The 26,560-nt window shown below is 57.1% G+C and carries 26 protein-coding genes; 8 read left to right on the top strand and 18 right to left on the bottom strand.

Going from position 1 to position 26,560, the window contains the following annotated elements; all coding sequences use genetic code 11:
• Window positions 1–19: 19 nt before the first annotated feature.
• From fliP to fliF, 11 genes are all read right to left on the bottom strand, one after another.
• The gene (fliP, locus tag EBA31_RS15980; RefSeq protein WP_046373249.1) at window positions 20–796 is read right to left on the bottom strand and encodes a flagellar type III secretion system pore protein FliP; all 777 of its coding nucleotides are present in this window, start codon (window positions 794–796) and stop codon (window positions 20–22) included.
• Window positions 793–1,197, bottom strand: a complete 405-nt coding sequence (gene fliO, locus EBA31_RS15975; protein WP_048760257.1) for a flagellar biosynthetic protein FliO — start codon at window positions 1,195–1,197, stop codon at window positions 793–795. The genes fliP and fliO overlap by 4 nt, the downstream gene beginning before the upstream one ends.
• Window positions 1,197–1,610 carry a flagellar motor switch protein FliN gene (gene fliN / locus EBA31_RS15970; RefSeq protein WP_020827506.1) on the bottom strand — a complete coding sequence of 138 codons (414 nt, stop codon included), beginning with the start codon at window positions 1,608–1,610 and terminating at the stop codon, window positions 1,197–1,199. The genes fliO and fliN overlap by 1 nt, the downstream gene beginning before the upstream one ends.
• Window positions 1,607–2,608, bottom strand: a complete 1,002-nt coding sequence (fliM, locus tag EBA31_RS15965) for a flagellar motor switch protein FliM (protein ID WP_020827505.1) — start codon at window positions 2,606–2,608, stop codon at window positions 1,607–1,609. Before fliM ends, fliN begins: the two co-directional genes overlap by 4 nt.
• Before the next feature lie 5 nt (window positions 2,609–2,613).
• Entirely contained in the window at window positions 2,614–3,096 is a 483-nt protein-coding gene (gene fliL / locus EBA31_RS15960) for a flagellar basal body-associated protein FliL (protein WP_020827504.1), read from the bottom strand.
• Window positions 3,097–3,526: 430 nt separating this feature from the next.
• Window positions 3,527–4,741, bottom strand: a complete 1,215-nt coding sequence (locus tag EBA31_RS15955) for a flagellar hook-length control protein FliK (RefSeq protein ID WP_122079700.1) — start codon at window positions 4,739–4,741, stop codon at window positions 3,527–3,529.
• Complete coding sequence (gene fliJ, locus EBA31_RS15950) at window positions 4,738–5,184, bottom strand: flagellar export protein FliJ (protein ID WP_020827502.1); 447 nt, start codon at window positions 5,182–5,184, stop codon at window positions 4,738–4,740. Before fliJ ends, EBA31_RS15955 begins: the two co-directional genes overlap by 4 nt.
• A 22-nt stretch (window positions 5,185–5,206) precedes the next feature.
• On the bottom strand, window positions 5,207–6,568 hold the full coding sequence (fliI, locus tag EBA31_RS15945; protein ID WP_020827501.1) for a flagellar protein export ATPase FliI: 1,362 nt from the start codon (window positions 6,566–6,568) through the stop codon (window positions 5,207–5,209).
• Window positions 6,568–7,272, bottom strand: coding sequence for a flagellar assembly protein FliH (fliH, locus tag EBA31_RS15940; protein ID WP_115058588.1), 705 nt, complete (start codon window positions 7,270–7,272; stop codon window positions 6,568–6,570). Before fliH ends, fliI begins: the two co-directional genes overlap by 1 nt.
• On the bottom strand, window positions 7,265–8,257 hold the full coding sequence (gene fliG, locus EBA31_RS15935; RefSeq protein WP_012145670.1) for a flagellar motor switch protein FliG: 993 nt from the start codon (window positions 8,255–8,257) through the stop codon (window positions 7,265–7,267). Before fliG ends, fliH begins: the two co-directional genes overlap by 8 nt.
• Window positions 8,254–9,954 (bottom strand): flagellar basal-body MS-ring/collar protein FliF, encoded by a 1,701-nt coding sequence (gene fliF, locus EBA31_RS15930; RefSeq protein ID WP_122079699.1) that lies wholly within the window; start codon window positions 9,952–9,954, stop codon window positions 8,254–8,256. Before fliF ends, fliG begins: the two co-directional genes overlap by 4 nt.
• A gap of 481 nt (window positions 9,955–10,435) precedes the next feature.
• Between fliF and fliE the strand changes: the two genes are divergently transcribed.
• Complete coding sequence (gene fliE / locus EBA31_RS15925) at window positions 10,436–10,750, top strand: flagellar hook-basal body complex protein FliE (protein ID WP_122079698.1); 315 nt, start codon at window positions 10,436–10,438, stop codon at window positions 10,748–10,750.
• A gap of 659 nt (window positions 10,751–11,409) precedes the next feature.
• Here the strand turns inward: fliE and EBA31_RS15920 are convergent.
• The 4 genes from EBA31_RS15920 to fliD form a co-directional block, all read right to left on the bottom strand.
• Entirely contained in the window at window positions 11,410–12,276 is an 867-nt protein-coding gene (locus tag EBA31_RS15920) for a helix-turn-helix transcriptional regulator (RefSeq protein ID WP_122079697.1), read from the bottom strand.
• A gap of 311 nt (window positions 12,277–12,587) precedes the next feature.
• On the bottom strand, window positions 12,588–12,956 hold the full coding sequence (gene fliT, locus EBA31_RS15915; protein ID WP_122079696.1) for a flagella biosynthesis regulatory protein FliT: 369 nt from the start codon (window positions 12,954–12,956) through the stop codon (window positions 12,588–12,590).
• Window positions 12,956–13,366: a flagellar export chaperone FliS gene (gene fliS, locus EBA31_RS15910; protein WP_020827494.1), complete on the bottom strand. Its 411-nt coding sequence runs from the start codon at window positions 13,364–13,366 to the stop codon at window positions 12,956–12,958. The genes fliT and fliS overlap by 1 nt, the downstream gene beginning before the upstream one ends.
• Before the next feature lie 26 nt (window positions 13,367–13,392).
• Window positions 13,393–14,790, bottom strand: a complete 1,398-nt coding sequence (fliD, locus tag EBA31_RS15905) for a flagellar filament capping protein FliD (RefSeq protein ID WP_122079695.1) — start codon at window positions 14,788–14,790, stop codon at window positions 13,393–13,395.
• A 281-nt stretch (window positions 14,791–15,071) separates the two neighbouring features.
• On the opposite strand from fliD, the gene EBA31_RS15895 reads away from it, so the two are divergent.
• The 7 genes from EBA31_RS15895 (at window position 15,072) to tcyN (ending at window position 21,238) form a co-directional block, all read left to right on the top strand.
• Window positions 15,072–16,310: a FliC/FljB family flagellin gene (locus tag EBA31_RS15895; RefSeq protein WP_122079694.1), complete on the top strand. Its 1,239-nt coding sequence runs from the start codon at window positions 15,072–15,074 to the stop codon at window positions 16,308–16,310.
• Between the two features lie 184 nt (window positions 16,311–16,494).
• Window positions 16,495–17,217 (top strand): RNA polymerase sigma factor FliA, encoded by a 723-nt coding sequence (locus EBA31_RS15890; RefSeq protein WP_020827491.1) that lies wholly within the window; start codon window positions 16,495–16,497, stop codon window positions 17,215–17,217.
• A 58-nt stretch (window positions 17,218–17,275) separates the two neighbouring features.
• Window positions 17,276–17,785: a flagella biosynthesis regulatory protein FliZ gene (fliZ, locus tag EBA31_RS15885; protein WP_041414695.1), complete on the top strand. Its 510-nt coding sequence runs from the start codon at window positions 17,276–17,278 to the stop codon at window positions 17,783–17,785.
• A gap of 127 nt (window positions 17,786–17,912) precedes the next feature.
• The gene (locus tag EBA31_RS15880; RefSeq protein ID WP_122079693.1) at window positions 17,913–18,905 is read left to right on the top strand and encodes a D-cysteine desulfhydrase; all 993 of its coding nucleotides are present in this window, start codon (window positions 17,913–17,915) and stop codon (window positions 18,903–18,905) included.
• Window positions 18,906–19,019: 114 nt separating this feature from the next.
• Complete coding sequence (gene tcyJ, locus EBA31_RS15875) at window positions 19,020–19,820, top strand: cystine ABC transporter substrate-binding protein (RefSeq protein ID WP_046373262.1); 801 nt, start codon at window positions 19,020–19,022, stop codon at window positions 19,818–19,820.
• Window positions 19,820–20,482 (top strand): cystine ABC transporter permease, encoded by a 663-nt coding sequence (gene tcyL / locus EBA31_RS15870; RefSeq protein WP_020827487.1) that lies wholly within the window; start codon window positions 19,820–19,822, stop codon window positions 20,480–20,482. The genes tcyJ and tcyL overlap by 1 nt, the downstream gene beginning before the upstream one ends.
• 3 nt (window positions 20,483–20,485) lie before the next feature.
• The gene (tcyN, locus tag EBA31_RS15865; RefSeq protein ID WP_046373263.1) at window positions 20,486–21,238 is read left to right on the top strand and encodes an L-cystine ABC transporter ATP-binding protein TcyN; all 753 of its coding nucleotides are present in this window, start codon (window positions 20,486–20,488) and stop codon (window positions 21,236–21,238) included.
• A 31-nt stretch (window positions 21,239–21,269) separates the two neighbouring features.
• On the opposite strand, the gene EBA31_RS15860 is transcribed toward tcyN, so the two are convergent.
• From EBA31_RS15860 to putA, 3 genes are all read right to left on the bottom strand, one after another.
• On the bottom strand, window positions 21,270–21,683 hold the full coding sequence (locus EBA31_RS15860) for a type II toxin-antitoxin system HicB family antitoxin (RefSeq protein WP_048760245.1): 414 nt from the start codon (window positions 21,681–21,683) through the stop codon (window positions 21,270–21,272).
• A gap of 29 nt (window positions 21,684–21,712) precedes the next feature.
• Window positions 21,713–21,895, bottom strand: coding sequence for a type II toxin-antitoxin system HicA family toxin (locus tag EBA31_RS15855; protein WP_048760244.1), 183 nt, complete (start codon window positions 21,893–21,895; stop codon window positions 21,713–21,715).
• A gap of 166 nt (window positions 21,896–22,061) precedes the next feature.
• A complete protein-coding gene (putA, locus tag EBA31_RS15850; RefSeq protein ID WP_122079692.1) occupies window positions 22,062–26,033 on the bottom strand; it encodes a trifunctional transcriptional regulator/proline dehydrogenase/L-glutamate gamma-semialdehyde dehydrogenase in 3,972 nt (1,323 codons plus the stop codon).
• Window positions 26,034–26,560: the final 527 nt, after the last annotated feature.

Here is a 26,560-nt window from a genome sequence, read left to right as displayed (position 1 = left end):
GCGGCGGGTATGCCGCGAATTACGAATAGAAACTTTGCGCCAGCGAACCCAGCAGCAGTTGCCAGCCGTCCACCAGAACAAACAGCATCAGCTTGAAGGGCAACGAGATGGTTGCCGGTGGCACCATCATCATCCCCAGCGCCATCAACACGCTGGCGACCACCAGATCGATAATCAGGAACGGAATAAACACCGTGAAGCCGATTTGGAACGCGGTTTTCAGTTCGCTGGTGACGTAGGCCGGCAGCAGGATGCGCATCGGCACCGCTTCCGGCCCGGCCAGCGGCGGCTGGTTGGCGAGCTTGGCATACAGCGCCAGATCGGTTTCACGCGTTTGGCGCAGCATAAACTCGCGCAGCGGCTGTGAACCTTTATCCAGCGCGATGTCCAGGCTGATTTTGTCCTGGCTGAACGGCAGATAAGCGTCCTGATAAACCTTGTCGAACACCGGCGACATAATGAAAAAGGTCAGGAACAGCGCCAGGCCCAACATCACCTGGTTGGGTGGGGCAGAGGGGGTGCCGAGGGCATTGCGCAGCAGACCCAGGACGATGATGATGCGCGTGAAGCTGGTCATCATCAGCAGCATGGCCGGCAAGAAACTGAGCGAAGTCAGCAACACCAGGGTTTGCACCGGCAGCGACCAGCTTTGGCCACCGTTGGCTAATGGCTGGCTGATCAGACCGGGAAGTTGTGCGAAAGCGGTGGGGCTGAGCAACAGTAAAGCCGCTGCCAATACGCGCAGAAGTATTTTGCCTCGCCCACAGAAGGCGACACACTGAACGAGGGATTTCATGCCGATTTTTCCGGACGTTTGAGAACTTTTTGCATCAGTTGGCGAAAATCCGCCGGCGTGGTCACTTCGGCGGCGTCGGTGTCCTGCACCGGCGCGGGCAGGCTATGCAGCGGGGTGATTTGCTGGGCGGTGACGCCCAACACCAGCAAGGTGTTATCCACTTCGATCACCACCACGCGTTCGCGCTGTCCAACCTGACAGCTGGCGCGCAGATTGAGCAGTTTGCTGTTGCGTGCCTGCGGGGCAAACCCCAGGCGACGAAACAGCCAGCCGGCCAGCAGGATCAGCAGCAAAATGCCGCCAAGTGCGCTGCTGACCTGCGTCAGCACTGAACCGGCCGGCAGTGCCGGCTCGGTGGATTGCAAGGTGCCCGCGGTGGGCGTGGCGGCGCTTGGGTTCATCAGCGGCTCAGGCGGCGCATGCGCTCGGAAGGGGTGATGATATCGGTAATGCGCACGCCGAATTTGTCGGCCACCACCACCACTTCGCCCTGGGCAATCAGATAACCGTTGATCATAATATCCAGCGGTTCACCCGCCAGCCCGTCCAACGCCACGACAGAGCCCTGCGACAGGCGCAGCAGTTCCTTGATGGTCATCTTGGTGCGGCCCAGTTCAACGGTCAATTTGACCGGGATGTCGAGGATCAGATCGATATCCTGCAGGCTGCCGCTGGTATCCTGCGGCTCCAGCGATTTGAACACCGCATCGCTGGCAGACGTCTTTTCGGTTGCTTGCTGTTCGTTAAACGCATCAGCCCACAGATCGTCCACGGATTCCTTTCCTTCGCCAGACGGTTGCTTAGGATCACTCATTTGGGCTGTTCCTCACTCAGAGCATTCAAAATAGGGTTAATCAAATGTTCAACACGCAGGGCGTACTGCCCGTTTAACGTGCCGTATTGGCTGGTCAAAACCGGCACGCCGTCGACGTGGGCGATGAGGCGATCCGGTTTATCAATCGGTAATACATCGCCCGGCTGCAACTTCAGGATCTTCGACAGGCGCATCGGGATATCGACGAAGTTGGCAATCAGCTCCAGCTCGGAATGCTGCACCTGCTTCACCAGCGTTTCACGCCAGTGGCTGTCTTCCTGCCGCGAATTCTCCAACGGTGGGTTGGTCAGCAGTTCGCGCAGCGGTTCGATCATGGCAAACGGAATGCAGATGTTGAATTCACCGCTCAGCGCGCCAATTTCCACCTGGAAAGGGGTGGTGACCACGATGTCGTTTGGCGACGTGGTGATGTTGGTGAACTTCACCTGCATTTCAGCGCGCACGTATTCCACGTCAATCTTGTAAATTGCGCTCCAGGCGTCGCCGTAGGCGTCCAGCGCCAGCCGCAGCATGCGCTTGATCACCCGCTGTTCGGTTGGCGTAAATTCGCGGCCTTCCACTTTGGTGGGAAAGCGACCGTCGCCCCCGAACAGGTTATCGACGGCGATAAACACCAGGCTCGGTGCGAACACGAACAGCGCAGTACCGCGCAGCGGGTTCAGGTGCACCAGGTTCAAGTTGGTGGGCACCGGCAGGTTGCGAGCAAATTCGTGGTACGGCTGGATCTTGATCGGGCCAACGGTAATGTCCGGGCTGCGGCGCAGCAGGTTGAATAACCCCATGCGGAACTGCCGGGCAAAACGTTCGTTGATGATTTCCAGCGCGTGCAGCCGTTCGCGCACCACTCGGCGCTGGGTGGTCGGATCGTACGGCTTGACCTCGCTCTCATTGAGGGCAACCGCTTCGGGTTCATCACCCGCGCTGTCGCCGTTGAGCAAGGCGTCGATCTCTGCCTGTGAAAGAATGCTGTCGCCCATAGTGATTACCGCAATATGAAGGCAGTGAACAGCACGTCGCTGACCACCTGCTTCGGTTGTCCCTTAACCAGCGGCGGGCTAAGCACGTCCTTAATCTGCGCCACCAGTTGCTGCTTTCCTTGTTCACTGCTCAACTGGCCCGCTTCCTGACGAGACAGCAGCATCAGCAGACGGCTGCGCACCTCCGGCAGGAAATCATTCAGTTGGCGGCGGGTACTTTCATCCGGCAAGCGTAACGTCAGGCCGATATACAACACCCGATCCGGGTTGTTATCGGGCGTCAGCAGATTGACGGTAAAGGTGTCCAGCGGCATAAACACCGGTGCGGCCGGGGGGAGTTCTTTGGCTACGGGCTGCGCGCCCTCCTGGTGCTGCTTGAGCTGCCACCAGCTGTAGCCGGCCGCGCCGCAGGCGACGAGGGTTATCAGCACCAGCAGTATGACCAGAAGGGAGCGTTTCGGTGCTGCCGGTAGGGTATTTTGAGACATAGCTAAATCAAATTCCTGTTGTTATACCCGTCGTCTTTCAAGCTGCAGCGTTGTTCCCTGCACTCACTCCCCCAGTCACTTACTTGAGTAAGCCCCTGGGGATGAGTGAGCTGGGCGCCTGGCTGCAACTTGAAATCCATAGGGTATATGCCCTTCATTTTTCAAGCTGCAACCTAAGATCTCGCGGGTATATAGCGCGTGTAAAAGCCGCACGCATGACATTATTTACCCAAAATATTTGGAGTTGCATCGCGACGGCAAGTTTGTAAGTCCTCAGCAGCATAGATAACTATGTGACCGGGGCGCGCAAATGCAGCCAACAATGATGCAGCTTCAAGTATGAAGGGTAGCGGTATTATCGCGCCTATTCCGGCACGCAATAGCCAGAATAGGCAGGGAAAAGCGTGCCAGCTTGGGCGTTTGCGGCCACTCAGGCGAAAATATCAACGCCGCTGACGGCGCGGGCCATCGCCTGTAATTCCAGCGGTGCGCTGTGGGCATCGACGGACAAATCGCCGTCACCCTGACGCTCGCGATAATCCGGGCGCCCCTGCTGCCCGCCATTGTGCTGCTGCGCCTGTTGCCACTGCGGCATCTGGTCGCCGCCCACGCTGCTTTGTCCCAAATTGATGCCACTCTCAGCCAGCGCGTGACGCAGTTGCGGCATCGCGGCCTCCACGGCGGCGCGAACCTGTCCGTGTGCCGAGGCAATGTGCAGCTGCGCCTGGTTGTCATCCAGCTTGAGGGTGATCTGTAACGCCCCCAATTCCTGCGGATGCAGACGCAGCTCGGCGCTTTGCTGACCGTTGCGATGGAACATCAGCACCTGTTGGTTCAACGCCTGCTGCCACTCCGGGCTGCCCAACTGGGCGTTTAGCTGCGGCGTAGGCGGGGCAGTGACCAACGCAGCGCCTGGCGCTGCCGCGATCGTCGGGCTGGAGACCGGTGGGGCCATCAGAGGGACGTTTGGCGTTGGCGATTGGCTATCGGCGCCAAGCTTCAACGCCGCTGCATCCGGTTTTTCGTGCGCAACTGCAATTTGCTGTGGGATGTCGGCACGGCTTTCACTGCCGAGCGAAGCTGGAGTTACCGGCGTTGGTGCCTTTTGCGTGCCGGTTACCTCAGCCTGGCGTCCCAGTGAAGCGCTCTGGATCGTTGCAGCCTGAGGGGTATCTTGATCGCCTTCAAGGCTCAGTTCCGCCGCGCCGGTACCTGCATCAGGCATTGCTGGGGGAATAGCGATTGGCAGCATGGCGAACAGCGCTTGCAGCGTAGCTGCGTCGATCTCACCGGCAGGCCGCAGCGCGGCGTCGTGCGACGGTTGCTTCAACGTCGGCTCTTCGTCGTTACTGATGGCGGCTGGCTGGCCTTGCGTTAACAGCGAAGGCGCCAACAGCCCATCGCGTTCGCCGAATGCGGCCAGTAACTGCGTCAGTTGGTTGCGGCTCAGCGGCGCAGAGTCTTCTTCTGCACTCAACGCCATCGGTGACAGTTTGCCTGCGGACTTGTCGGCCGGCAGCACGCGGGCGCCAAGCAGTTGAGCAAAAGCGGAAGAGAGCGATGACTCATCCAGCGGGAGCTGCGCGTCCGGCAGCAGGCCGGTATCGCCCGGCAGCGACAGGCCCGGCAAAGCGTTCAGGTTCATTGATGTATATTCCTTTGTGCACTGCGTTGAGCGAACTCATCCATCAGTTTTTGATCCCGTTTGTTCTCCAACTGCAACTCCGCGCTCTGGGCTCGGGTATGCAGGGTTTCGAAAGCGTTCAACCGTTGCTGTTTGTCCTGCCATTGTTTCATCGCGTGGTCCACTTTCTCTCCCCACTGCGTCAACTGCTGGCGGTGCTGGGCGATCGCCTGTTCCAGCGTGCCGATAAACTGCTGGTAGTTCTGCCAGTTGGACGATTCCATACCGCCGCTCAGTTGATTATTCAGCTTCTGACGGTACTCATCCTGATAGTTGAGCAGCATGGAAAGTTGCTGTTCAGCGGCTTGCTGAGCTTTGCGCACCTGGCCCAGTTGGCGAGTCGCCTGTTCTACTGCATCCTGCGCCAGATCGCGCAGGGTAATCAGGGGGGACTGTGGTTTCATCGGGTTTGCGCCTTTGGTGACGTTAAACGATCAACTGCTGTAGCTGCTGGCAGGCGTCCTGATAGCCGCTGCGTTCGAAAATGCCTTGCTGCAGATAGGCTTCCATCTGCGGATACAGCGTCATGGCCTTATCCAGCAGCGGGTCGCTGCCTGCGACGTAAGCGCCTACGCTGATCAAATCGCGGTTGCGTTGGTAGCTGGCCAGCATCTGTTTGAAGTTACGCACCCGACGATAGTGTTCTTCGTCGATCAGCGAGGTCATGGCGCGGCTGATGGAGGCTTCAATGTCGATGGCCGGATAGTGGCCGGCTTCCGCCAAGCGTCGCGACAGCACCACATGGCCGTCGAGAATGGCGCGTGCCGAGTCGGCGATCGGATCCTGTTGGTCATCGCCTTCGGTCAGCACGGTATAAAAGGCGGTAATCGACCCGCCGCCGCTGATGCCGTTGCCCGCGCGTTCAACCAGTGCCGGCAGCTTGGCGAAGACGGAAGGCGGATAGCCTTTGGTGGCCGGCGGCTCGCCGATGGCCAGGGCTATCTCACGTTGCGCCATGGCGTAGCGCGTCAGTGAATCCATGATCAACAGCACGTGCTGGCCGCGATCGCGGAAATCTTCAGCGATGCGTGTGGCGTAGGCCGCACCCTGCATGCGCAGCAGCGGTGAGACGTCCGCCGGTGCGGCGATCACCACCGAACGCGCCCGGCCTTCAGGGCCGAGGATGTTTTCGATAAAGTCTTTCACCTCACGGCCACGTTCGCCGATCAGACCGACGACAATCACGTCGGCCTGGGTGTAGCGCGCCATCATGCCCAACAGCACGCTTTTACCGACGCCGGAACCGGCAAACAGCCCCATGCGCTGACCGCGACCGACGGTCAACAGGCCGTTGATGGTGCGCACGCCGACGTCCAGCACCTGTTCGATCGGCGTTCGTTGCAGCGGGTTGAATGGGGCGGTGATCAGCGGCGCACGGTAGCCGGTTTCCGGTGCGGGCAGGCCGTCGAGCGGCTTGGCGCTGCCGTCCAGTACCCGGCCCAGCAGGGCAGGACCGAGCGGCAGCTGCTTACTGGCGCTTTGGCCTTCCGGCGAGATGCGGGCGTAAACCCGGGCGCCGGGCACGATGCCTTCCACTTCTTCCAGCGGCATCAGAAACAGCCGCTGGCCGTTAAAACCGACCACTTCGCTTTCTACTTCCTGGACCTCACCGGCGTCGTGACGCTCGATCAGGCAGGTGGCACCGATCGGCAGCTGTAGCCCGGTGGCTTCCAGCACCAAACCGGTGGCGCGGGTCAGGCGGCCGTAGCGGCGTACCGTCGGGGCGTGTGCGATGCGTTTTTCCAGCGCATCCAGTGAGGTCAGCCAGCGGCCGAGGCGCAGGGTCATTACACGTCTCCCGGAGCGGCCAGACGGCAGAGTTCATGCCAACGGGTTGCCAGGCTGGCGTCAAGATCGCCTTCGTCGGCGCTGACCTTGCAGCCACCAGGATGCAACTGACCGTCCGCCAGCAACCGCCAGCCGTGCAGGCTGAGCGTGGCACCCAACTGTTGCTCGATTCGCTGATAGTCATCCGGGTGCACGCGCAATTGCGGCTTGCCGCTGAACATCGGCTCTTGCTGGATCAACTGTTGGATCTGCGCCAGCAGGGCAGTGCCGTCGCACACCGGCGGTTGGCCCAGCACCTGTTTGGCGGCAGTCAGGGCCAACTGCATCAGGCGCGAGGCAATCACGCTGTCGAGGGCGTCCAGCGTGTGCTGGAATTCCGTCACCAGATGCTGCCAGTGCGCGGTCAGCGGTTGTTGCTGTTGCTGAGCTTCCAGCAAGCCCTGCTGGCGACCCTCTTCCATGCCAGCCTGGAAGCCGGCGTCGTAGCCTTTTTGCTGCCCGTCCGCATAGCCCAACTGCTGGCCCTGCTGCTCGGCCTGCAGGCGGAGCTGAGTGAGTTGTTGTTCCCGAACCAGGCTGTCGTCCAGCGGTGCGCCGTCGGTGATTTCCACCGGCAGCGGCAGCGGGTCGAGCGCCGGTTTGGGCTCGTTGAGATCGTTGAGCGACCAGGGCTGCCAGGGCAGGGTATTAATGCGATCAGACATAGGTGTCCTCGCCACCGCCGATAATCATTTCGCCACTCTCGGCCAAACGACGGACCACCAGCAGGATAGCCTTCTGCTCGTTCTCCACCTGCGACATGCGCACCGGGCCACGGTTGGCCAGATCGTCGCGCAGGATATCTGCGGCGCGTTGCGACATGTTTTTGAGGAACTTCTCGCGCAGTGGTTGTTCCGCGCCTTTGAGCGCCACCAGCAGGGATTCGCCTTCCACTTCCTGCAACAGGCGCTGGATGCTGCGATCGTCGACTTCCACCAGATTCTCGAACAGGAACATCTCGTCGATGATCTTCTGCGCCAGCTCGCCGTCGTATTCGCGCATGGCGTCGATAACCGCCTCTTCCTGCTGCGTTTTCATCAGGTTGATGATCTCGGCTGCGGTGCGTACGCCGCCCATTTTGCTGCGCTTGAGGTTCTGACCGTCGAGCAGGTTGTTCAGCACTTCGGTCAGTTCCGCCAGCGCCGCCGGCTGCACGCCGCCGAAGGTGGCGATACGCAGCATCACGTCGTTGCGCAGACGTTCGTCGAACAGCGCCAGAATGTCCGCTGCCTGGCCACGCTTGAGGTGAACCAGGATGGTGGCGATGATCTGCGGATGTTCGTCGCGGATCAGATCGGCCGCGCTCATTGGTTCCATAAAGTTGAGCGTTTCCATGCCGGTGGTGGTCTCGCGAGATTCGAGAATATCCTCCAGCAGGCTGGCGGCACGTTCTTCGCCCAACGCCTTGACCAGCACCGAACGCAGGTAGTCGCTGGCGTTGACGCTCAGCGCGGCATACTGTTCGGCGTCGTCTTCAAATTCGCGCAGGATTTCATTGAGCTGCTTGTGCGACACCTGGCTCATGCTGGCCATGGTGCCACTCAGCTGCTGCACTTCACGCGAGGAAAGGTGTTTGAACACCTCGGCGGCGCGATCTTCGCCCAGCGTCATCAGCAGGATGGCGCTTTTTTCGGTTCCGGTCAGACTCATAGTTCGTTACTCATCCATTGGCGGATTACCAGAGCGACCACGCGTGGGTCTTTATCAGCCAAATCGCGGATCCGCTGGCTCTGGACTTCTGCACTGACGCGCTGCTGGGATTTCCTGTGCTGCGCCAGCTCCTCATTGCTGGGTTTGCTGCTGTCAGCCGGTTTGGCCATTGGCGTAGCGGCGGCGGCGAGCGCGGCCTTTTGTACCGCCTGACGGTTTTGCAGTTGTGGGCGTACCAGTTTGCGCCACAGCACCCAGGCGACCAGCAGGATCAGCAGGTAGCGACCGGCATCGATCAGACGATCGATAAACGACTGGCTTTGCCAGAACGGCAGTTCGCCGCCGGTAATTTCGTTATCGGTAAACGGCGTGTTGACCACGTTGAGGGTATCGCCACGGGCGCTGGAGAAGCCCATGGACTCACGCGCCAGCGATTCGATCTGCGCCAACTGCTCTTTGCTCATCGGCAGTGGTTTGCCGTCCTTATCGGTGCCGCGATAGTTGATGACCACCGCGACCGACAGCCGCTGTACCGTCCCGGCTTTGTGCTGGGTATGGCGAATGGTGCGATCGACCTCATAGTTGATGGTTTCATCGCGGCGGGAGTTTTGCGGCCCGCTGCCCTTGGCTGCCGAACTGCGCGCCGTGGCCGTATCGGTTTTAGCTGCGTCGGCATTATTGCCGGCGGTGGCCGGTTGAGCGGTTTCAATCGGGGCAGCAGCCGGTGCGCTCGGCTGATTTGACAATGCGCCCGGCACGCCGCCGACCAATGGCCCGCCAATTTGGTCGCTTTGACTCGTTTGCTGTGAGCGTACGGCGGCCTTATTTGGCTCTTGGTTAGGTTGGTACTGTTCGTCAGTTTGCTCGCGAGTGGAGAAGTCGATCTGTGCGGTGACCTGAGCACGCACGTTAGCGCTGCCGACCATCGGGGCCAAAATCGCTTCGATACGGCGCTGGTAGCGGTTTTCCACTTCGCTGGCGTACTTAAGCTGTGCGGCGTTCAGATCGCGCCCGGTGCCGTCGGACTGCGTTAACAGGCGGCCGGCCTGATCGACCACCGTCACGTTGCCCGGTGGTAGACCGGCTACGCTGCTCGAGACCATATAAACGATGGCGTTGATCTGGCCGTCATCCAGGGCCCGACCCGGTTGCAACGTCAGGGTCACGGAAGCGGAAGGGGATTTTTGCTCGCGGACAAACAGCGAAGGCTTGGGCAGAGCCAAGTGCACCCGGGCGTTTTGTACCGGCCCCAGTGATTCGATGGTACGGGACAATTCACCTTCCAGCGCGCGCTGATAGTTGATTTGCTCGCTGAACTGGCTGATGCCGAATTTTTCCTGGTCCAGCAGTTCGAAGCCCACGGCACCGCCTTTAGGCAGGCCGAGCTGCGCCAAACGCAGACGGGTTTCATGCACTTTTTCGGCTGGGATCAGCAACGCCGCGCCATTTTCGGCAAAGCGGTAGGGGATGTTCATCTGCGTCAGTTGGGTGACGATGGCGCCGCCGTCGCGATCGTTAATGTTGCTGTACAGCACCCGGTAGTCTGGACTTTTCACCCATAACAGCAGCGCGACCACGATGGCGATGGCTGCGGAGGCCGCAATCAGCAGCGGGACTTTGGGGTTGGCGCGCAGGCGGTTCCACATGGCCAGCAGGCCATTATCGCGGCTTTCGGTAGCGGAGATTGAAGCATTCATTTTAGCCCGAGTCCTTCAATGACGCTCAGGATCCGGTGCGGGCCACGGCGTAGCTCCCTGCCAGGCTGATGAACGGTGTGGTTAGCGTTGTGTGACAAAACAGACTCCCTGATACACATATAAATATACCCTATGCCTTTCAAGTTGCTGCCAGGCGACCCGCTCGCTCATCCCGGGGGCTTGTAGGGGCGCGGCATGCTGCGCCTGAGTTAATCGGGGCGATTATATTCGCCCCCTACAGTCATTGGGATGAGCGCGGGCAGACAACAACGCTGCAACTTGAAAAGCGACGGGTATAGCGGCGCTCCCATTTCTGGGCATGTTATTATTCGCCCTTAGGGCCCATTTCGATGGCCCGATAAGCCGGGTTTTTTGCAGTTAATTAACCGCTTTAGGATGAAAATGCTGTGTTAGGGTGTTCAGCATCAAAGTAGTGTCTGATGCAACAACGTCCGGCAGCAGCGTTTTTATTGAGGTCATAATGGCAATTCAGGGTATTGAAGGGGTTTTGCAGCAGTTGCAGGCCACGGCGATTCAGGCAGGGCAGATGGAGCAAGGCGCATCCGCGCAGGGCGTCAGTTTTGCCAGTGAGTTGAAGGCGGCGATCGGCAAGATCAGCGATACCCAGCAGGCTGCGCGCAAACAGGCACAGGATTTCGAAGTCGGGGCGCCGGGCATCAGCCTGAATGACGTGATGGTCGATCTGCAAAAATCGTCCATCTCGCTACAGTTAGGGGTGCAGGTGCGTAATAAGCTGGTTTCGGCTTATCAAGAAGTAATGAATATGCCGGTGTGATGAGACTGGCCTCGTACCCGCAGCCAGAAATGAAAGCCTGAATTCTTTGCTGAATAGGGAAAGGCCGCTTAAGAACTGACCCTAAACCCACCCACGGTGGGTTTTTGCTTTTTAGCGCAAGGCAAATATGGGCTTCGGATTCTGGATGCAGAACTTCTCTAAAGACGAGACAAGTGTCTGGCCGGGAACATCAATCGCTGGAGTAGCAGGGCAGAAACCCCGGTTAAACTCACATTGCCACGGTATTCACGGGGCTATAATTTCCGGGTTAAGGCCGTTTCAATTACCGGATAAGATAATGTGTAGCAAAAGTGAACGCAGATGGCGGTTGTTCAGTATTTTAATTCTGATCGTTTTGGTTGTATTAATAAGCGTTTTAATTAAAGAAAGCTAAAATAACCCGGGCCACGATGTGTGGCCCTGCCGCTTTATTTTCCCGCCAGCAGCCGCATGGCGTCTTCTTCGTAGGTCAGGCCCAGCAACCATAGGCCGAGTAGCAACACCGCGAGGGAAAATAGCAGTTTTTCGTTGAGCATGATTTATTCACCTCTGATGACCTGAATGCTCGCCGATGCTATCCCACTCGCCTGTTTTGCGCCAATATTGCCGCTATAAACCACAGTTTCATTGTTCAATGATTTAATTTACGCCGGCAGCAATCACTCCGGGGCTTGCATCATGCTGAAATGATCGGGACGAATGGCCATGGGTTCCATGGCCCGCTGATGTCCGCGAATGGCGGTGGGCGCAAAGCCGAAACGTTTGCGAAAGCGCTCGGCAAACCGCGAAGCGCTTTCATACCCCACGTGCTGGGCGATCGCCGATATTGGCCAATCGGTAGATTGCAGCAGGGCCAAGGCGCTGCTCATTCGCACGTCTATCATCAGATTACGCAGCGCGGTATTCTCCGCCGACAGCTTGCGTCGCAGCACCACCTCGCTCATTGACAAGGTTTCGGCGACTTCGGCCGCGGTCCAGATGTTGTGCGGATCGGTGGCCAGACAGCGGCGTACGCGTTGGGTTAAATTCCTGGCTTCGTTATGGATGAAGCTGATATTGAATTGTTTTAACCACAGTAGAATTTCCAGCATTTTATGGCGAATGATGACCGTGGGGAAACGCTGCTTAAGCGCCAGTGCCAGGCTGGTGGTCTCAAAACTGTGCATCAGCGCGCAGGGCAGATTGCATAATGTCATCACCGCGTCGAAGGGAGTCGGTGATGTGCTTTCAACCTGAGGCGGCGATAAGATGAGCAACTGCGGATCGCAGGTCAATAGCTGACAGCTGAATACCCCGTCCTCAGAGAGTTCGTTGATAATATCCACGGTTTGCCCCCCGTCGATAATCAACAGCTCGCCCGCATGCGCCACCACTTCACGCTGTTGCCAACGCACGCGTTTGTGACCTTGCTGCACCAGGTAGAGATGCGGCTGTTCAAAATAGACTGAAGGAAATAATAATTCAGTATGCTGAATGATGTGTGCCGATGCACCAATTCCTGGACAAAGATTAATTGTACGTTCCATCGATATTCATTTCGCAGCCATTATCTATGAATATCTTTACGCTTTGATTGGCGTTGGAGCAACATCTTTCCATAGGTTGTGAAACACAACAGCGTGTTTTATCTATCAAAAATCAATTTCCTGCTGAACAGAAAACGTCCGTGTCGGAGTGGTATTTATCCGTTAAAGTGAGAGCAAGGCTCGAATTGCACATTTTTTCTAATTACCCAATATCTGAATAATTCAAATGGCATGGATTAATATTCTGACTTAACCGGGGAATAATAGTGCATGCTGCTATCTATTCCGTTGTCGCCGTTATTGCTGCGAACTCATCTGATTTGTGGATCTCCCAGCAACAAGGCGCGATCGTGAAACTGGCCGTAAGTGCTGTTCACCACGTTTTGGCGCGTCGACTGGCCGATTAATTCTTTCAATTGATCCATGCGTTGCTGCAGCAGACGTTTTAGTTCGGTCTCGTTGTCGAGGATTTGCTGCAGCTTATGGCGCAGCAATTCCTGTAACGCCATTGAGGGACCGGCCTGCCCGGTAAAGGCGGCGGTTCTTTCCACCGCCGTCACGTAGGACAGTTCCAGCTCGACCAGGTCTTCCCATCTTTCCGTTTGTGCCAGAACGATCATCTGGCTACTCAGGCTATACACCTGCTGATAGGCGGCTAACAGCTGTTGTTGACGTTCCATTACACGGCGTCCTGAGTGGGGTGGTAGTTGGGGCCAATCTGGCGCCAGGCGTCAGCAATATTTTCCAGCAGCTTCACCACTTCGGTAATCGCCGCTTCGTCATTGTGCAGGTTGGCTTGCATCAGGCGTCGCTTCATATAGTCATACAGCGCCGCCAGGTTATCGGCCATTTCACCGCCCTGCTGGTGGTCGAGACCGCTTTTCAGGCCGTTATCGATAATATTGATGGCCTTTGACAGAGCCAGTCCTTTGCCGGCGATATCACCCTGATTCATCAGTATCCGTGCGCGTAACAGGGCGCTAAGCGCCCCGTCGAACAACATCACGATTAACTGGTGCGGGCTGGCGCTCATTACGCCACTTTCCAGACTGACCTGGGCGTAGGCCTGAGTTCCGCTACGGTTATACATGTGATTTTTACCTGGTTAAAAAGTTCTTACTTGAACTGTTGTTTTAAATAATCACCGGTGCCACTCAGCTTGGACATCATGGTATCCAGTTGGACGAATTGTTGTTTATAGCGATCGATAGTGCTTTGAATGCTGGCCGTGACGGTGGTGATCTTGCTGTTCAGGCGGTCAAGGCTGGTATTGATGCTTTTGGTCGAGTTCTCAATGATGCCGCCGGCCTTGATGTAGCTTTGGATCTCATTGTGGATCTCGGTGGCCATGCCGGTATCTTTGCCGTTGCCGGCGAAGAAGTTGGCAACCTGCTCCGGTTTTTCATCGATGGCTTTGTTGAGCTTGGTGCTGTCGATCTCCAGCTTGCCGGTTTTGGTGTTGGTGGTGATCCCCAGGTTACCCAGCCCCTTCAGCTCCGGGTTGTCCTGCGCGCCGCTGAGCGCACTTTTAATCGAAGACTGAACACCGCGCAGGGTGTTATCCCCCAGCAGCGCGCCGTTTTTGGCATTCTGCGCCTCGCCGGTTTTGACCGGGGTATATTTGGTCAGCGAGTTAAAGGTATCCAGCAGTGAGTTATAGTTGTCGACCCAGTCTTTGATTTTGTCGGCGGTGCCGGTTTTATCGGTGCTGATCACCAGGTTCTGCGGCTCATCTTTCTTGGTGACGGTTTTCAGATCGATGGTCACGCCCTGCAGGGCATCGGCAATTGAGTTGGTGCTGCGTTTGATTTTCGTGCCGTTAACCAAGACTTCAGCATCCTGACCGGCCACGGTTTGCTTCATTGCGTTGCTTTTGGCAGCGGAGTCGTAGTTGAGGATGGCGCCCAACTTATCGTCATTGTTGACCTGGACCGAAACGGTGTTTTTCTCGCCGGTGGCCGTGGAGCTGATCGCCAATTGATAGTCGTTGTCACCCACCCGCATGATGCTGGCGTTGACGCCGGCTTTGGCATTGTTAATCGCATCGCGCATTTCCACCAGCGAGGTTTGATCATCGCTCAGTGGGATCTTCACTTCTTTCTGCGGGTCCCCTGCGGTGATGGTGATTGAGCGGTCAATGCTGCCGGGCGTGCCGAGTTTTTCCGTCTGATTGGTAATCGACGCCTGTGTGGTTAGCGTTTGCGGCTGTGCCAGTTTTTGAACTTCGACAATGTAGTTCCCCGCCACGGCCTTGTCGGTGGTGGTGATGGCAAACTGATCGTGTTTGCTGGCGGTGGTGTTATTGAAAAACGTCGGTTTCGCCAGCTCTTTACTGAGGTTATCGAACTTTTCCAGCGAGCCTTTCAGGGTGCCGTAGGCGGTCAACTGGGCGTTGTAGCTGGTCTGCTGGGTGGTGTACGGGGTCAGACGCTGCTGTTCCGCTTTGGTCAGCTTGTCCAGCAAGCCGTTGAGGTCGAGTCCTGAGCCGATGCCTAATGAACTGATCGATGCCATTCGTAATTCTCCTTAATAATGACTTTATTCGCTTTACGCGTTTATCGGCCCAGCGGAGAAAAAGTTTACCGAAAAGTTTAAAAACCGATGGCGCAATAGAGGAAGGAAAAACCGCGTTATTTCTGCCATTGCGGCGAAGCGAAAAAAAAACAAAAAATTTCTAAAGGTTGCAGGGGGAGGGCCGATACCTGATGGGACGGTGGTTGACGCCGTGGGCAAAGCAGCCCGAACCTTTTAACTACGTTGCGAAGATCGCAACTGACACGTAAGGAAAGCATACAATGGCACAAGTAATTAATACCAACAGCCTGTCGCTGATGGCGCAGAACAACCTGAACAAATCTCAGTCTTCTTTGGGTACTGCGATCGAGCGTCTGTCTTCCGGTCTGCGTATCAACAGCGCCAAGGACGATGCCGCGGGTCAGGCGATCTCTAACCGTTTCACCGCTAACATCAAAGGCCTGACTCAGGCTTCCCGTAACGCCAACGACGGTATCTCTCTGGCGCAGACCACTGAAGGCGCACTGAACGAAGTTAACGACAACCTGCAAAACATCCGTCGTCTGACCGTACAGTCTCAGAACGGTTCTAACTCTTCCAGCGACCTGAAATCCATCCAGGACGAAATCGGCGAACGTCTGGCTGAGATCAACCGTATCTCTGAACAAACCGACTTCAACGGCGTGAAAGTGCTGAGCGGCGACCAGAAGCTGACCATTCAGGTGGGCGCCAACGACAACGAAACCATCCAGATCGATCTGAAAAACATCAACTCTAAAACTCTGGGCCTGGATAAGTTCAGCGTGGCAGACGGTGTTGATACCACCAAAGTTGGCGGTGCAGTAACTACCATTGCAACCGGTAAAGATCTGACTATCACCAATACCACGAACAAACAGGCTAACGGTGCTGCACCAGCCAGCTACCTGAAAGACAATACCACTGGTGATATTTACGCTGTAGGTACCGATGGCAAGAACTACAAAGCTACCATCGACAAAACTTCTGGTGACATCACCGCTATTGCAGCAGCAGAAACCACTGGTTTGACCGATACTGCGGCTACCACTACTGTTAAGGAAGAAGTCACTGCAACGGGTGACACTACTGGTCTGAAATCTTATGACGGTGGCAAATCTTACCTGATCCAGGAAGGTACCGGTGCAGATGCCAAATACTTCAAGGCCACTGCAGACAGCGCAGGTAAAGTAACCAAAGGCGCTGAAATGAGCACCACGCCTAAAACTGCCGACCCACTGGCAACCCTGGACAAAGCACTGTCTCAGGTTGATGGTCTGCGTTCTTCCTTGGGTGCGGTACAGAACCGTTTCGATTCTGTTATCAACAACCTGAACAGCACCGTGAACAACCTGTCTGCTTCTCAGTCTCGTATTCAAGATGCTGACTACGCGACCGAAGTGTCTAACATGAGCCGTGCCAACATCCTGCAACAGGCTGGCACCTCTGTTCTGGCACAGGCTAACCAGTCTACTCAGAACGTGTTGTCCCTGCTGCGTTAATCGACTCTCCCCGATTAACCTGTCGCAAAAGAACCCCGCTTCGGCGGGGTTTTTTTATGGTCGCGCACCGCTCAGCTAATGCATGGCGCAAATAAGGCCCGTTTTGTACGACTGTTCTGCCGATTGGCATTTTGCCCCCTACGGATAATAGCGCTGACTCTCTTATCCGCAGGTTTTAGACATAGTGAGCGATCTGTATACCGCCGAAGGCGTGATGGACAAAAATTCTCTCTGGCTGCGCTACGTTCCGTTAGTGCGCCACGAGGCGTTGCGCCTGCAGGTCAGGCTGCCCGCCAGCGTGGAGCTCGACGATCTGCTGCAGGCCGGGGGAATTGGGTTGTTAAACGCCGTTGAGCGTTATGACGCCCTGCAGGGAACCGCCTTTACCACCTATGCGGTGCAACGCATTCGCGGCGCCATGCTCGATGAGTTGCGCAGCCGTGACTGGGTACCGCGCAGCGTGCGTCGCCATGCCCGTGAAGTGGCGCAGGTGATGCGGCAGTTGGAACAGCGGCTCGGCAGGCCGGCCAGCGAAGTGGAAGTGGCGCAGACGCTGAACCTGCCACTGGATGAGTACCGTCAAATTCTGTTGGACACCAATAACAGTCAGCTTTTTTCCTACGACGAATGGCGGGAAGAGCATGGCGAAAGCGCGGAACCGCTGCTGGAAGGGCACGAAGAGGCCAATCCGTTACATCATCTGCTGGAGGGCAATTTACGCCAACGGGTGATTGACGCCATTGAGGCGTTGCCGGAACGCGAAAAAATGGTGCTGACGCTGTATTACCAGGAAGAGTTGAACCTGAAAGAGATCGGTGCCGTGCTGGACGTAGGGGAATCACGTGTCAGCCAATTGCATAGCCAGGCAATAAAACGCCTGCGCTCCCGCCTGGCGAACGAGAACTGACATGCACTCAACTCTGCCCCTTCAACCTGATCACCATTGCGATAATCGGACTGCTTCTATGCCAGGAATATTATTGAAAAAGCGGCCGCTGAGCCGTTATTTGAAAGATTACAAACACAGCCAGACCCATTGCTCTCAGTGCGGCAAGCTATTGGATCGCATGGCGTTGGTGTTTCGTGGCAAGATCATCAATAAAGATGCCATTGCGCGCATGGATCAGCCGATTGACGATCACGTTTGGCTGAATGTGCAAAATGAGCTGACGGCGCTGTGCCGCTTTTGCAGTGAGATCTCCTGCAATAGCCATCCGAGCTATTTCGATATTATGTCGTTCAAGCAATATCTGTTTGAGCAAACCGAAATGAGCCACAGCACCATCCGTGAATACGTGGTGCGCCTGCGTCGGCTGGATGAAATGCTGGTGGAACGCAACTATCCGGCGGATAAATTCGCCAGTAACGCCAGCCATCAGCGTATTATCGAAGACTTGCCTTCTGCGGCGCACAACAATTACCGCATTGCGCTGCGCAAATATGACCAGTACCTTGCCTGGCAAAAAAGTTACTGATCTGGCTTCCCCGGCACGCCAGCCGGGGATCTTACCCTTTCCCCGTCACGAATAAAGAGTGATTATTAGGTTCACATCTGCTAAATCTATCGTTTAGATGTTGATACCTGATTCCCTGGGGGAAGTTGTGAATCTGCAACACAAACTGGCGCAATTCCCGCGCCTCGATTTAGTGGGCTCTGCCACTCCGCTCGAAAAACTGTCTCGCCTTTCAGACTACCTTGGCCGCGAAATTTACATCAAACGTGACGACGTCACGCCGATGGCGATGGGCGGTAACAAATTGAGAAAACTGGAATTTCTTGCCGCAGAAGCGCTGCGTCAAGGCGCGGACACGCTGGTCACCGCCGGCGCCATCCAATCCAACCATGTGCGCCAAACGGCTGCAGTGGCGGCCAAGCTGGGTCTGCACTGCGTAGCGTTGCTGGAAAACCCAATCGACACTCAGGCAGAAAACTACCTGACCAACGGTAACCGCTTGCTGCTCGGGTTGTTTAACGCGGAAGTGGTGATGTGTGACGCGCTGCATGACCCGCAACAGCAGTTGGCCGATCTGGCGACCCGTCTTGAAGGGCAAGGCTTCCGGCCTTATGTGGTGCCGGTAGGAGGCTCCAATGCGCTGGGGGCGCTGGGTTACGTGCAGTGTGCGTTGGAAATTGCCGAGCAGAGCCAGCGCAGCAACGTCGCATTCAGCTCGGTGGTAGTGGCCTCCGGCAGCGCAGGGACCCATGCCGGGCTGGCCGTTGGCCTGCAGCAGTTGCTGCCGGAAACGCAACTGATTGGTGTAACTGTTTCACGCAAGGTGATCGACCAGTTGCCCAAGGTGGAGCTGATCCAAAAAGCGCTGGCCTGTTCATTGGATATTGACCAACTGGCACCGATTACGCTGTGGGACGACTATTTTGCGCCGCAGTACGGTATGCCAAACGAAGAAGGCACGGCGGCGATACAGCTTTTGGCGCAGCAGGAAGGGGTGTTGTTGGATCCGGTTTACAGCGGCAAGGCGATGGCCGGTCTGATCGACGGCGTAGCCCAGCAGCGCTTCCGTGACGAGGGCCCGATCCTGTTTATCCATACCGGCGGTGCGCCGGCGTTGTTCGCCTATCATCCACAGGTGTAAGCGCGCTTTGTTATTCCATTTTGAACTATATTTATAAGGTTATATTCCTTCAAGCAGGCGGTCACACTGTTAAAGTGCTGATATCAAAAAAGATAAACAACAGATGGGGTGTTTATGATCTTTTCCAAAGTTCGTCGTCAATTGCTGCTGGGCGTGATGAGCGTTGCGCTGACCGCCGGTTTGAGCACGCAGACCTATGCCGCCGATAACCTGCTGGAGCAGGTGAAGCATCACGGGACCCTGGTTGTCGGGTTGGAAGGCACTTATCCGCCGTTCAGCTTCCAGGGGGAAGACGGAAAATTGACCGGTTTCGAGGTGGATTTCGCCAACGCCCTGGCGGAGCATCTTGGCGTTAAAGCCAAGCTGAACCCTACCAAGTGGGACGGCATGCTGGCTTCGCTGGACTCAAAACGCATCGACGTGGTGATCAATCAGGTGACCATTTCCGACGAGCGCAAAAAGAAATACGATTTCTCGACGCCTTATACCGTCTCCGGTATTCAGGCCTTGGTGAAGAAAGGCAACGAAGGCACCATCACCAAGCCGGAAGATCTGAAGGGTAAAAAGGTCGGCGTGGGCCTGGGCACCAACTACGAGCAATGGTTGCGTGACAATGTGCAGGGCGTGGACGTGCGTACCTATGATGATGACCCGACCAAATACCAGGATCTGCGCGTAGGCCGTATCAACGCTATTCTGGTTGACCGTCTGGCGGCGTTGGATCTGGTGAAGAAAACCGGCGACACGCTGGCGGTAGCGGGCCCGGCTTTCTCTCGTCAGGAGTCTGGCGTGGCGGTGCGTAAAAACAACCCGGAACTGCTGGCTGCGATTAACCAGGCGATTGCCGAAATGCAAAAAGACGGCACGCTGGCGAAGATCTCCGAGAAATGGTTTGGCGCGGACGTAACTAAATAATGCACGAAAGTATCCAACTGGCGCTGGATTCAGCGCCATTTTTATTGCGGGGCGCGATCCTCACTCTCCAGCTCAGTCTGGGGGGCATGGCGCTCGGTTTACTGCTCGGTTTTCTGCTGGCGCTGATGCGCCTTTCGCCGTTATGGCCGCTGTCATGGCTGTCGCGCATCTATGTGTCGCTGTTTCGCGGCACGCCGTTGATTGCCCAGCTGTTCATGATTTACTACGGCCTGCCGCAGTTCGGCATCGAGTTTGATCCCTTCCCGGCGGCGCTGATTGGCCTGTCGCTCAATACTGCCGCCTATACTTCGGAAACCCTGCGTGCCGCGATTTCGTCGATCGAAAAAGGGCAGTGGGAAGCGGCAGCCAGCATCGGCATGACCCGCTGGCAGACGCTGCGTCGGGTGATCCTGCCGCAGGCGGCGCGTACCGCATTGCCGCCGTTGGGCAACAGCTTTATCGGCCTGGTGAAGGACACCTCGCTGGCGGCGACCATTCAGGTGCCGGAACTGTTCCGTCAGGCGCAGCTGATTACCTCGCGTACCCTGGAAGTGTTCACCATGTATCTGGCGGCCTCGCTGATTTACTGGGTGATGGCGACCCTGCTTTCTGCGCTGCAAAATCGTCTGGAAGCCCACGTAAACCGCCAGGATCAGGAGTAACGCATGAGTGCCATTGAAGTGAAAAAACTGACCAAGCAGTTCAACGGTCAAACGGTGCTGCATGGGATTGATCTGGAAGTCGGTGCCGGTGAGGTAGTGGCGATTATCGGGCCAAGCGGCTCGGGGAAAACCACTTTATTGCGCAGCATCAACCTGCTGGAAGTGCCGGATTCCGGTACCATTCGCGTCGGCGATATACTGATCGACGGTTCCAAGCCACTGAGCAAACAGAAAAAACAGGTTCGTGCCTTACGTCAGCAGGTGGGGTTCGTGTTTCAGAACTTCAATCTGTTCCCGCACCGTTCGGTATTGGAAAATATTATTGAAGGTCCGGTCATCGTTAAAGGCGAGCCCAAGGCCAGCGCGGAACAGCGCGCACGGGCCTTGTTGACCAAAGTGGGGCTGAGCGGCAAAGAGTCGGCCTATCCGCGCCGTCTTTCCGGCGGCCAGCAGCAGCGGGTGGCGATTGCCAGGGCGCTGGCGATGCAACCGGAAGTGATCCTGTTTGACGAACCGACCTCGGCGCTCGACCCGGAGCTGGTGGGCGAGGTGCTCAACACCATACGTTCGCTGGCGGAAGAAAAGCGCACCATGGTGATCGTCACGCACGAGATGAGCTTTGCCCGCGACGTGGCCGACCGCGCCATTTTTATGGACCACGGTCGTATCGTGGAGCAAGGGCCGGCAAAAGAGCTGTTCGCTAATCCGCAGCACCAGCGTACCCAACAATTCCTCGACAAGTTTTTGAATCAGTAAGCAGGGGGGCGTTCAGCCCCCTGGCTATTGACTACCCGGCTTTCAATAATTCATTGCGGGCGGCGGCGGCCAAAAAGGCGCTGCGGCTACCGTAACCGGGATGCTGCTGCACCAGAGAATCTATGCGGTTCAGCAGCCGGTGCGGCAAGGTAATATTGATACGCTCCGCCCGACCATCAAACTTATCCATATTAATATTGACCAACAACCACTGCCCGCCATTCAGACTGTCGTTATTCTGTGCCAGATGAAAGGTCACGGCCTGTGGGCCGGGAATGGGCTGATTGTCTTCGCTCAAGAATTCGAAATGGGCATCCAGCGCACTTCTGGCGTCTTCAAAGGCTCTGTCCAGGGTATCTCCGGCAAAATAGCAGCCTGGCACATCGGGAAAGAAGCCGCTGGCACTGCCGTCCGGTTCAGAATGTACATAAGCAGGGTAGAACATAATTTCTCCTGTTAACTCATGGCGTCGGGTTAGCACAATCCGGCATCTTTCATGATTTGGCGCAGCGTCCCCGCTTTCAGATCCTTTCGCGGGTGTGGGACGGTGATCACCAGACGGGAGTTCGGGTGCTTAAACTGATGGTGGCTTCCCTTGATCCGCGTTAAAACCCAACCTTCCTGTTCTAATAGCCCGATCAGTTCTGAACTTTTCACGCGATTACCGTCCCTTTATGATACACACCATACACACTTTTTGACAATCAGGGCGATACGCTAGCGTGTAGAAAGGGCGCAGACAATAAAAAACCCTGCACGAATGCAGGGTTTGCGGGAGGGTTCGCAGATTAAGTGACCTGCGGCGGTCATCCAGTCAGACGGATTACCCTATGGTCATCAGGCTGGCGTTACCGCCGGCAGCTGCGGTATTGACGCTCAGCGAGCGCTCGATCAGCAGGCGTTCCAACAGAATATTGGTTTCGCCGTGAGCAAAGCCCTGCACTGAAACGATCGCGCCGCTGCGCTGGGCGATTTGCTCGCACAGGGTGCGCAGCTGATCGGCGTCGCCATGGTAAATGGCGGCATCGAACTCCACCTTGTCCTGCTGCCAGTCTTTGCTGAAGCTGATGCTGGCCTGAACCGCCGCCGGCAGGCGGCGATACAGGGTGCGTTGCAGCTCGGCTTCCGGCCACAGCACGCTGCTGCCGACGGCCAGTACTGCAGCCAACTGCGTCAAGGCATCGGCCTCGTTATCGGCCAGGCAGAGTACGCGCTCACGCGGCAACAGGGCATAGGTATTGCGCTCGCCGGTAGGGCCAGGCAGTGGACGTAGGGTACCGCCCTGGCCCAGTTCGGCGTAGCGTTGCGCCAACGTCACCAGATCGCGCTGGTTTTCGGCAATCGCCCATTGCTCCAGTGCCTGATGGGCTTTGAGCAACTGTGGCCGCGCGGTGGCTTCCAGCGGGCGTTCTTCGTCCTGACGGTGCAAGGTGCGTTGCACCGCATCATCCGGGCGGTTGGCCAGCAGGCGATACAGGTACAGCGGACCACCGGCTTTAGGACCGGTGCCGGACAGGCCTTCGCCACCAAATGGCTGCACGCCGACCACGGCGCCAACCATGTTGCGGTTAACGTACAGGTTGCCCACCTTGGCGCGTTCGGTCACGCGGGCGATGGTTTCATCAATACGGGTGTGAACGCCCAGCGTCAGACCATAGCCGGCGGCGTTGATCTGATCGACCAGCGACTCCAGATTGGTGCGTTGGAAGCGGACCACGTGCAGCACCGGGCCGAAGATCTCTTTTTGCAGCTCGTCGAAGCTGTCCAGTTCGATCAGGGTTGGCTTGATAAAGGTGCCACGGGACCACTCTTTCTCATCCTGCACGTTGCCTTTCGCGGCCTGATAGACCTTACGGCCCTTGGCGCGCATCGCCTGAATATGACGTTCGATGCCGGTTTTGGCCTCGGTGTCGATCACCGGCCCGATATCGGTCGACAGGCGTTCCGGGTTGCCCATGCGGCATTCGGCCATCGCGCCGCGCAGCATTTGCAGCGTGTGTTCCGCCACGTCTTCCTGAATGCACAGGATACGCAGGGCGGAGCAGCGTTGGCCTGCGCTGTCGAATGCGGAGGCGACCACGTCAGTCACTACCTGTTCGGTCAGAGCGGAAGAGTCGACGATCATGGCGTTCAGACCACCGGTTTCGGCAATCAGCGGCGTTGGACGACCTTGCGGATCCAGACGGCCTGCGATGCTGCGTTGCAGGATACCGGCAACGTCGGTCGAGCCGGTAAACATCACGCCGCGAACCCGAGCGTCATTAACCAGAACCGAGCCGACGCTTTCGCCCTGACCCGGCAGCAGTTGCAGCACGCCTTGCGGAATGCCGGCTTCCAACAGAATGCGCACCGCCTGTGCGGCGATCAGCGGTGTTTGCTCTGCCGGTTTGGCCAGAACGCTGTTGCCTGCCGCCAGCGCAGCGGCAATCTGGCCGGTGAAGATGGCCAGCGGGAAGTTCCACGGGCTGATACACACCACCGGGCCCAGCGGACGGTGGCTGTCATTGGCGAAATCATCGCGCACCTGACCGGCGTAGTAATGCAGGAAGTCGACCGCTTCGCGCACTTCGGCGATGGCGTTGTTAAAGGTTTTGCCCGCTTCGCGCACCAGAATGCCCAACAGGCTTTGCAGTTGGCCTTCCATCAGTTCGGCGGCGCGCTCAAGAATGGCGGCGCGCTCGGACGGCGGGGTGGCAAACCAGATTGGACCGGCGGCAGCGGCGGCGTCGAGCGCCCGGCTGACTTCACCTTCGGTGGCTTCACGCACGTAACCGACCACGTCGCCCGGTTCGGCAGGGTTAATGACCGGTTGCTCCACGCCCTGATCCAGCTCGGCGTCAATAATCGGCTCTGCGCGCCAGGGTTGAGTAGCGCTGGTCAGCAGTGCGCTGGACAGAGACGCCAGACGCTGTTCGTTCGACAGGTCCAGGCCGCTGGAGTTGATGCGCTTGGTGCCATAGAGTTCACGCGGCAACGGAATGCGTGGGTGCGGCAGTCCAAGTTGACCTTCGCTGGTGGCCAGGGCTTCAACCGCGGTGACCGGATCGGCAACCAGTTCGTCGAGCGGCAGGGTGGCATCGGCGATACGGTTAACGAACGAGGTGTTAGCGCCGTTTTCCAGCAGGCGACGCACCAGATACGCCAACAGCGTTTCATGGGTGCCGACCGGTGCATAGATGCGACATGGACGGTTCAGCTTACCGTCGGCCACTTTACCCACCACTTGTTCGTAAAGCGGTTCGCCCATGCCGTGCAGGCACTGGAACTCATACTGGCCCGGGTAGTAGTTGTTGCCCGCCAGATGATAAATCGCGCTCAGGGTATGGGCGTTATGGGTCGCGAACTGCGGATAAATCAGGTTCGGCACCGCCAGCAGTTTGCGGGCGCAAGCCAGGTAGGAAACGTCGGTGTAGACCTTGCGGGTGTAAACCGGATAGCCTTCCAGCCCGTCCATTTGGGCGCGTTTGATTTCGCTGTCCCAGTAGGCGCCTTTCACCAGACGGATCATCAGGCGACGGCGGCTGCGTTGTGCCATGTCGATGACTGCATCGATGGCGAACGGGCAGCGTTTCTGATAGGCCTGGATCACAAAGCCGATACCGTTCCAACCGGCCAGCTGAGGTTCGAAGCACAGCTTCTCCAGCAGGTCGAGCGAGATTTCCAGGCGATCGGCTTCTTCTGCATCGATATTGATGCCGATGTCGTATTGGCGCGCCTGCAGGGTCAATGACAGCAGGCGAGGGTAAAGCTCTTCCATTACGCGTTCGTACTGCGCGCGGCTATAACGCGGGTGCAAAGCGGACAGCTTGATCGAAATGCCCGGGCCTTCATAGATGCCGCGGCCGTTCGACGCTTTGCCGATCGCATGGATTGCCTGCTGGTAAGACACCAGATAGGCCTGCGCGTCGGCTTCGGTCAGGGCGGCTTCACCCAGCATGTCGTAGGAATAACGGAACCCTTTGTCTTCCAGCTTGCGGGCGTTGGCCAGCGCTTCGGCGATGGTTTCGCCGGTCACGAACTGTTCGCCCATCAGGCGCATCGCCATATCCACGCCTTTACGGATCAGCGGTTCGCCGCTTTTGCCGATAATGCGGTTCAGCGAGCGTGACAGGTTGGCTTCATTATGGGTGGATACCAGTTTGCCGGTGAACAACAGGCCCCAGGTGGCGGCGTTAACAAACAGCGATGGGCTACGGCCGAGGTGAGAATGCCAGTTGCCGTTGCTGATTTTATCGCGGATCAGCGCATCGCGGGTTGGCTTGTCTGGAATGCGCAGCAGGGCTTCGGCCAGGCACATCAGCGCCACGCCTTCCTGTGAGGAGAGTGAGAACTCTTGCAGCAACCCTTGCACCATACCGGCGCGGCCATTTGCACTCTTCTGGTTACGCAACTTCTCGGCGATGTCGTAAGCCATCTTGTGGGTGGCTTTGGCAAGATCGGCAGGTAATCGCGCCTGTTCGAGCAACATCGGCACCGCTTCAGTCTCAGGGCGGCGATAGGCCGCGGTGATGGCTGCGCGATTAACCGACTGCGGCAGAATTTGTTCTGCAAATTCAAGGAATGGCTGGTGGGACTCTTCCTGCACTTGCGGCATAATGTCGTCCGCTTCGGCCTGGCCGGCAGCGGCAAGTGCTGGAATTTCAGGGATATCGGAACCGTTCTCGAGACGTTCGAGATAATTAAAAATGGCCTGCTTGATCAGCCAGTGCGGCGTGCGATCGATACGCTGTGCGGCGCTTTTGATTCGCTCGCGAGTGGCCTCGTCGAGTTTCACGCCCATTGTGGTAGTGCCCATGCCAATCCAACTCCTGTGTTAAGAACCTATCCCATCAGGCTATACAAACTGCGGGCCAGATAGGCTGCTGGGATAGGTTCGTGCGTTGTGTGCTGTGATGAATGCAGACAATATCCTGCATGTTGCAACTTTGTGCAACCGTGTTAAATCAGGCGGATGAACGAAGTGTGAGTTCCATCGATTTTTTAACATCAATAATCGGCATGGTTCTTGCTCTGCCAGCGGGGTGGTATGTCGAGGGGCGGTCGTCTATACGCGTTAACCCCAGCAATATCAGGGGTAACGTTGAATTAGTATGAGGTGCAACTCTGTTTTTGAATGCGGGGTGTAACCTTGCAGGTGGTTAAATGTGACGCAGGGTAAACTTTGTGTAACTTTGTTGTTAAATGTCTTGTTGGATAATCAACAGGTCAACTAGGATAGCCGACGGTCAGACAATTGCGGGGGGAAACTATTTTCACTCGCGGGAGTGTCCGCTTTTCGCCACGTTCCGGCGGAATGGCAAGCAGTAACTATCGCAATACAGC

It is taken from the genome of Serratia sp. P2ACOL2, from assembly GCF_003691565.1.
Taxonomy (GTDB): domain Bacteria; phylum Pseudomonadota; class Gammaproteobacteria; order Enterobacterales; family Enterobacteriaceae; genus Serratia; species Serratia liquefaciens.
Note: the sequence above shows the minus strand (reverse complement) of the source record. Positions and strands in the feature narration are given on the sequence as shown.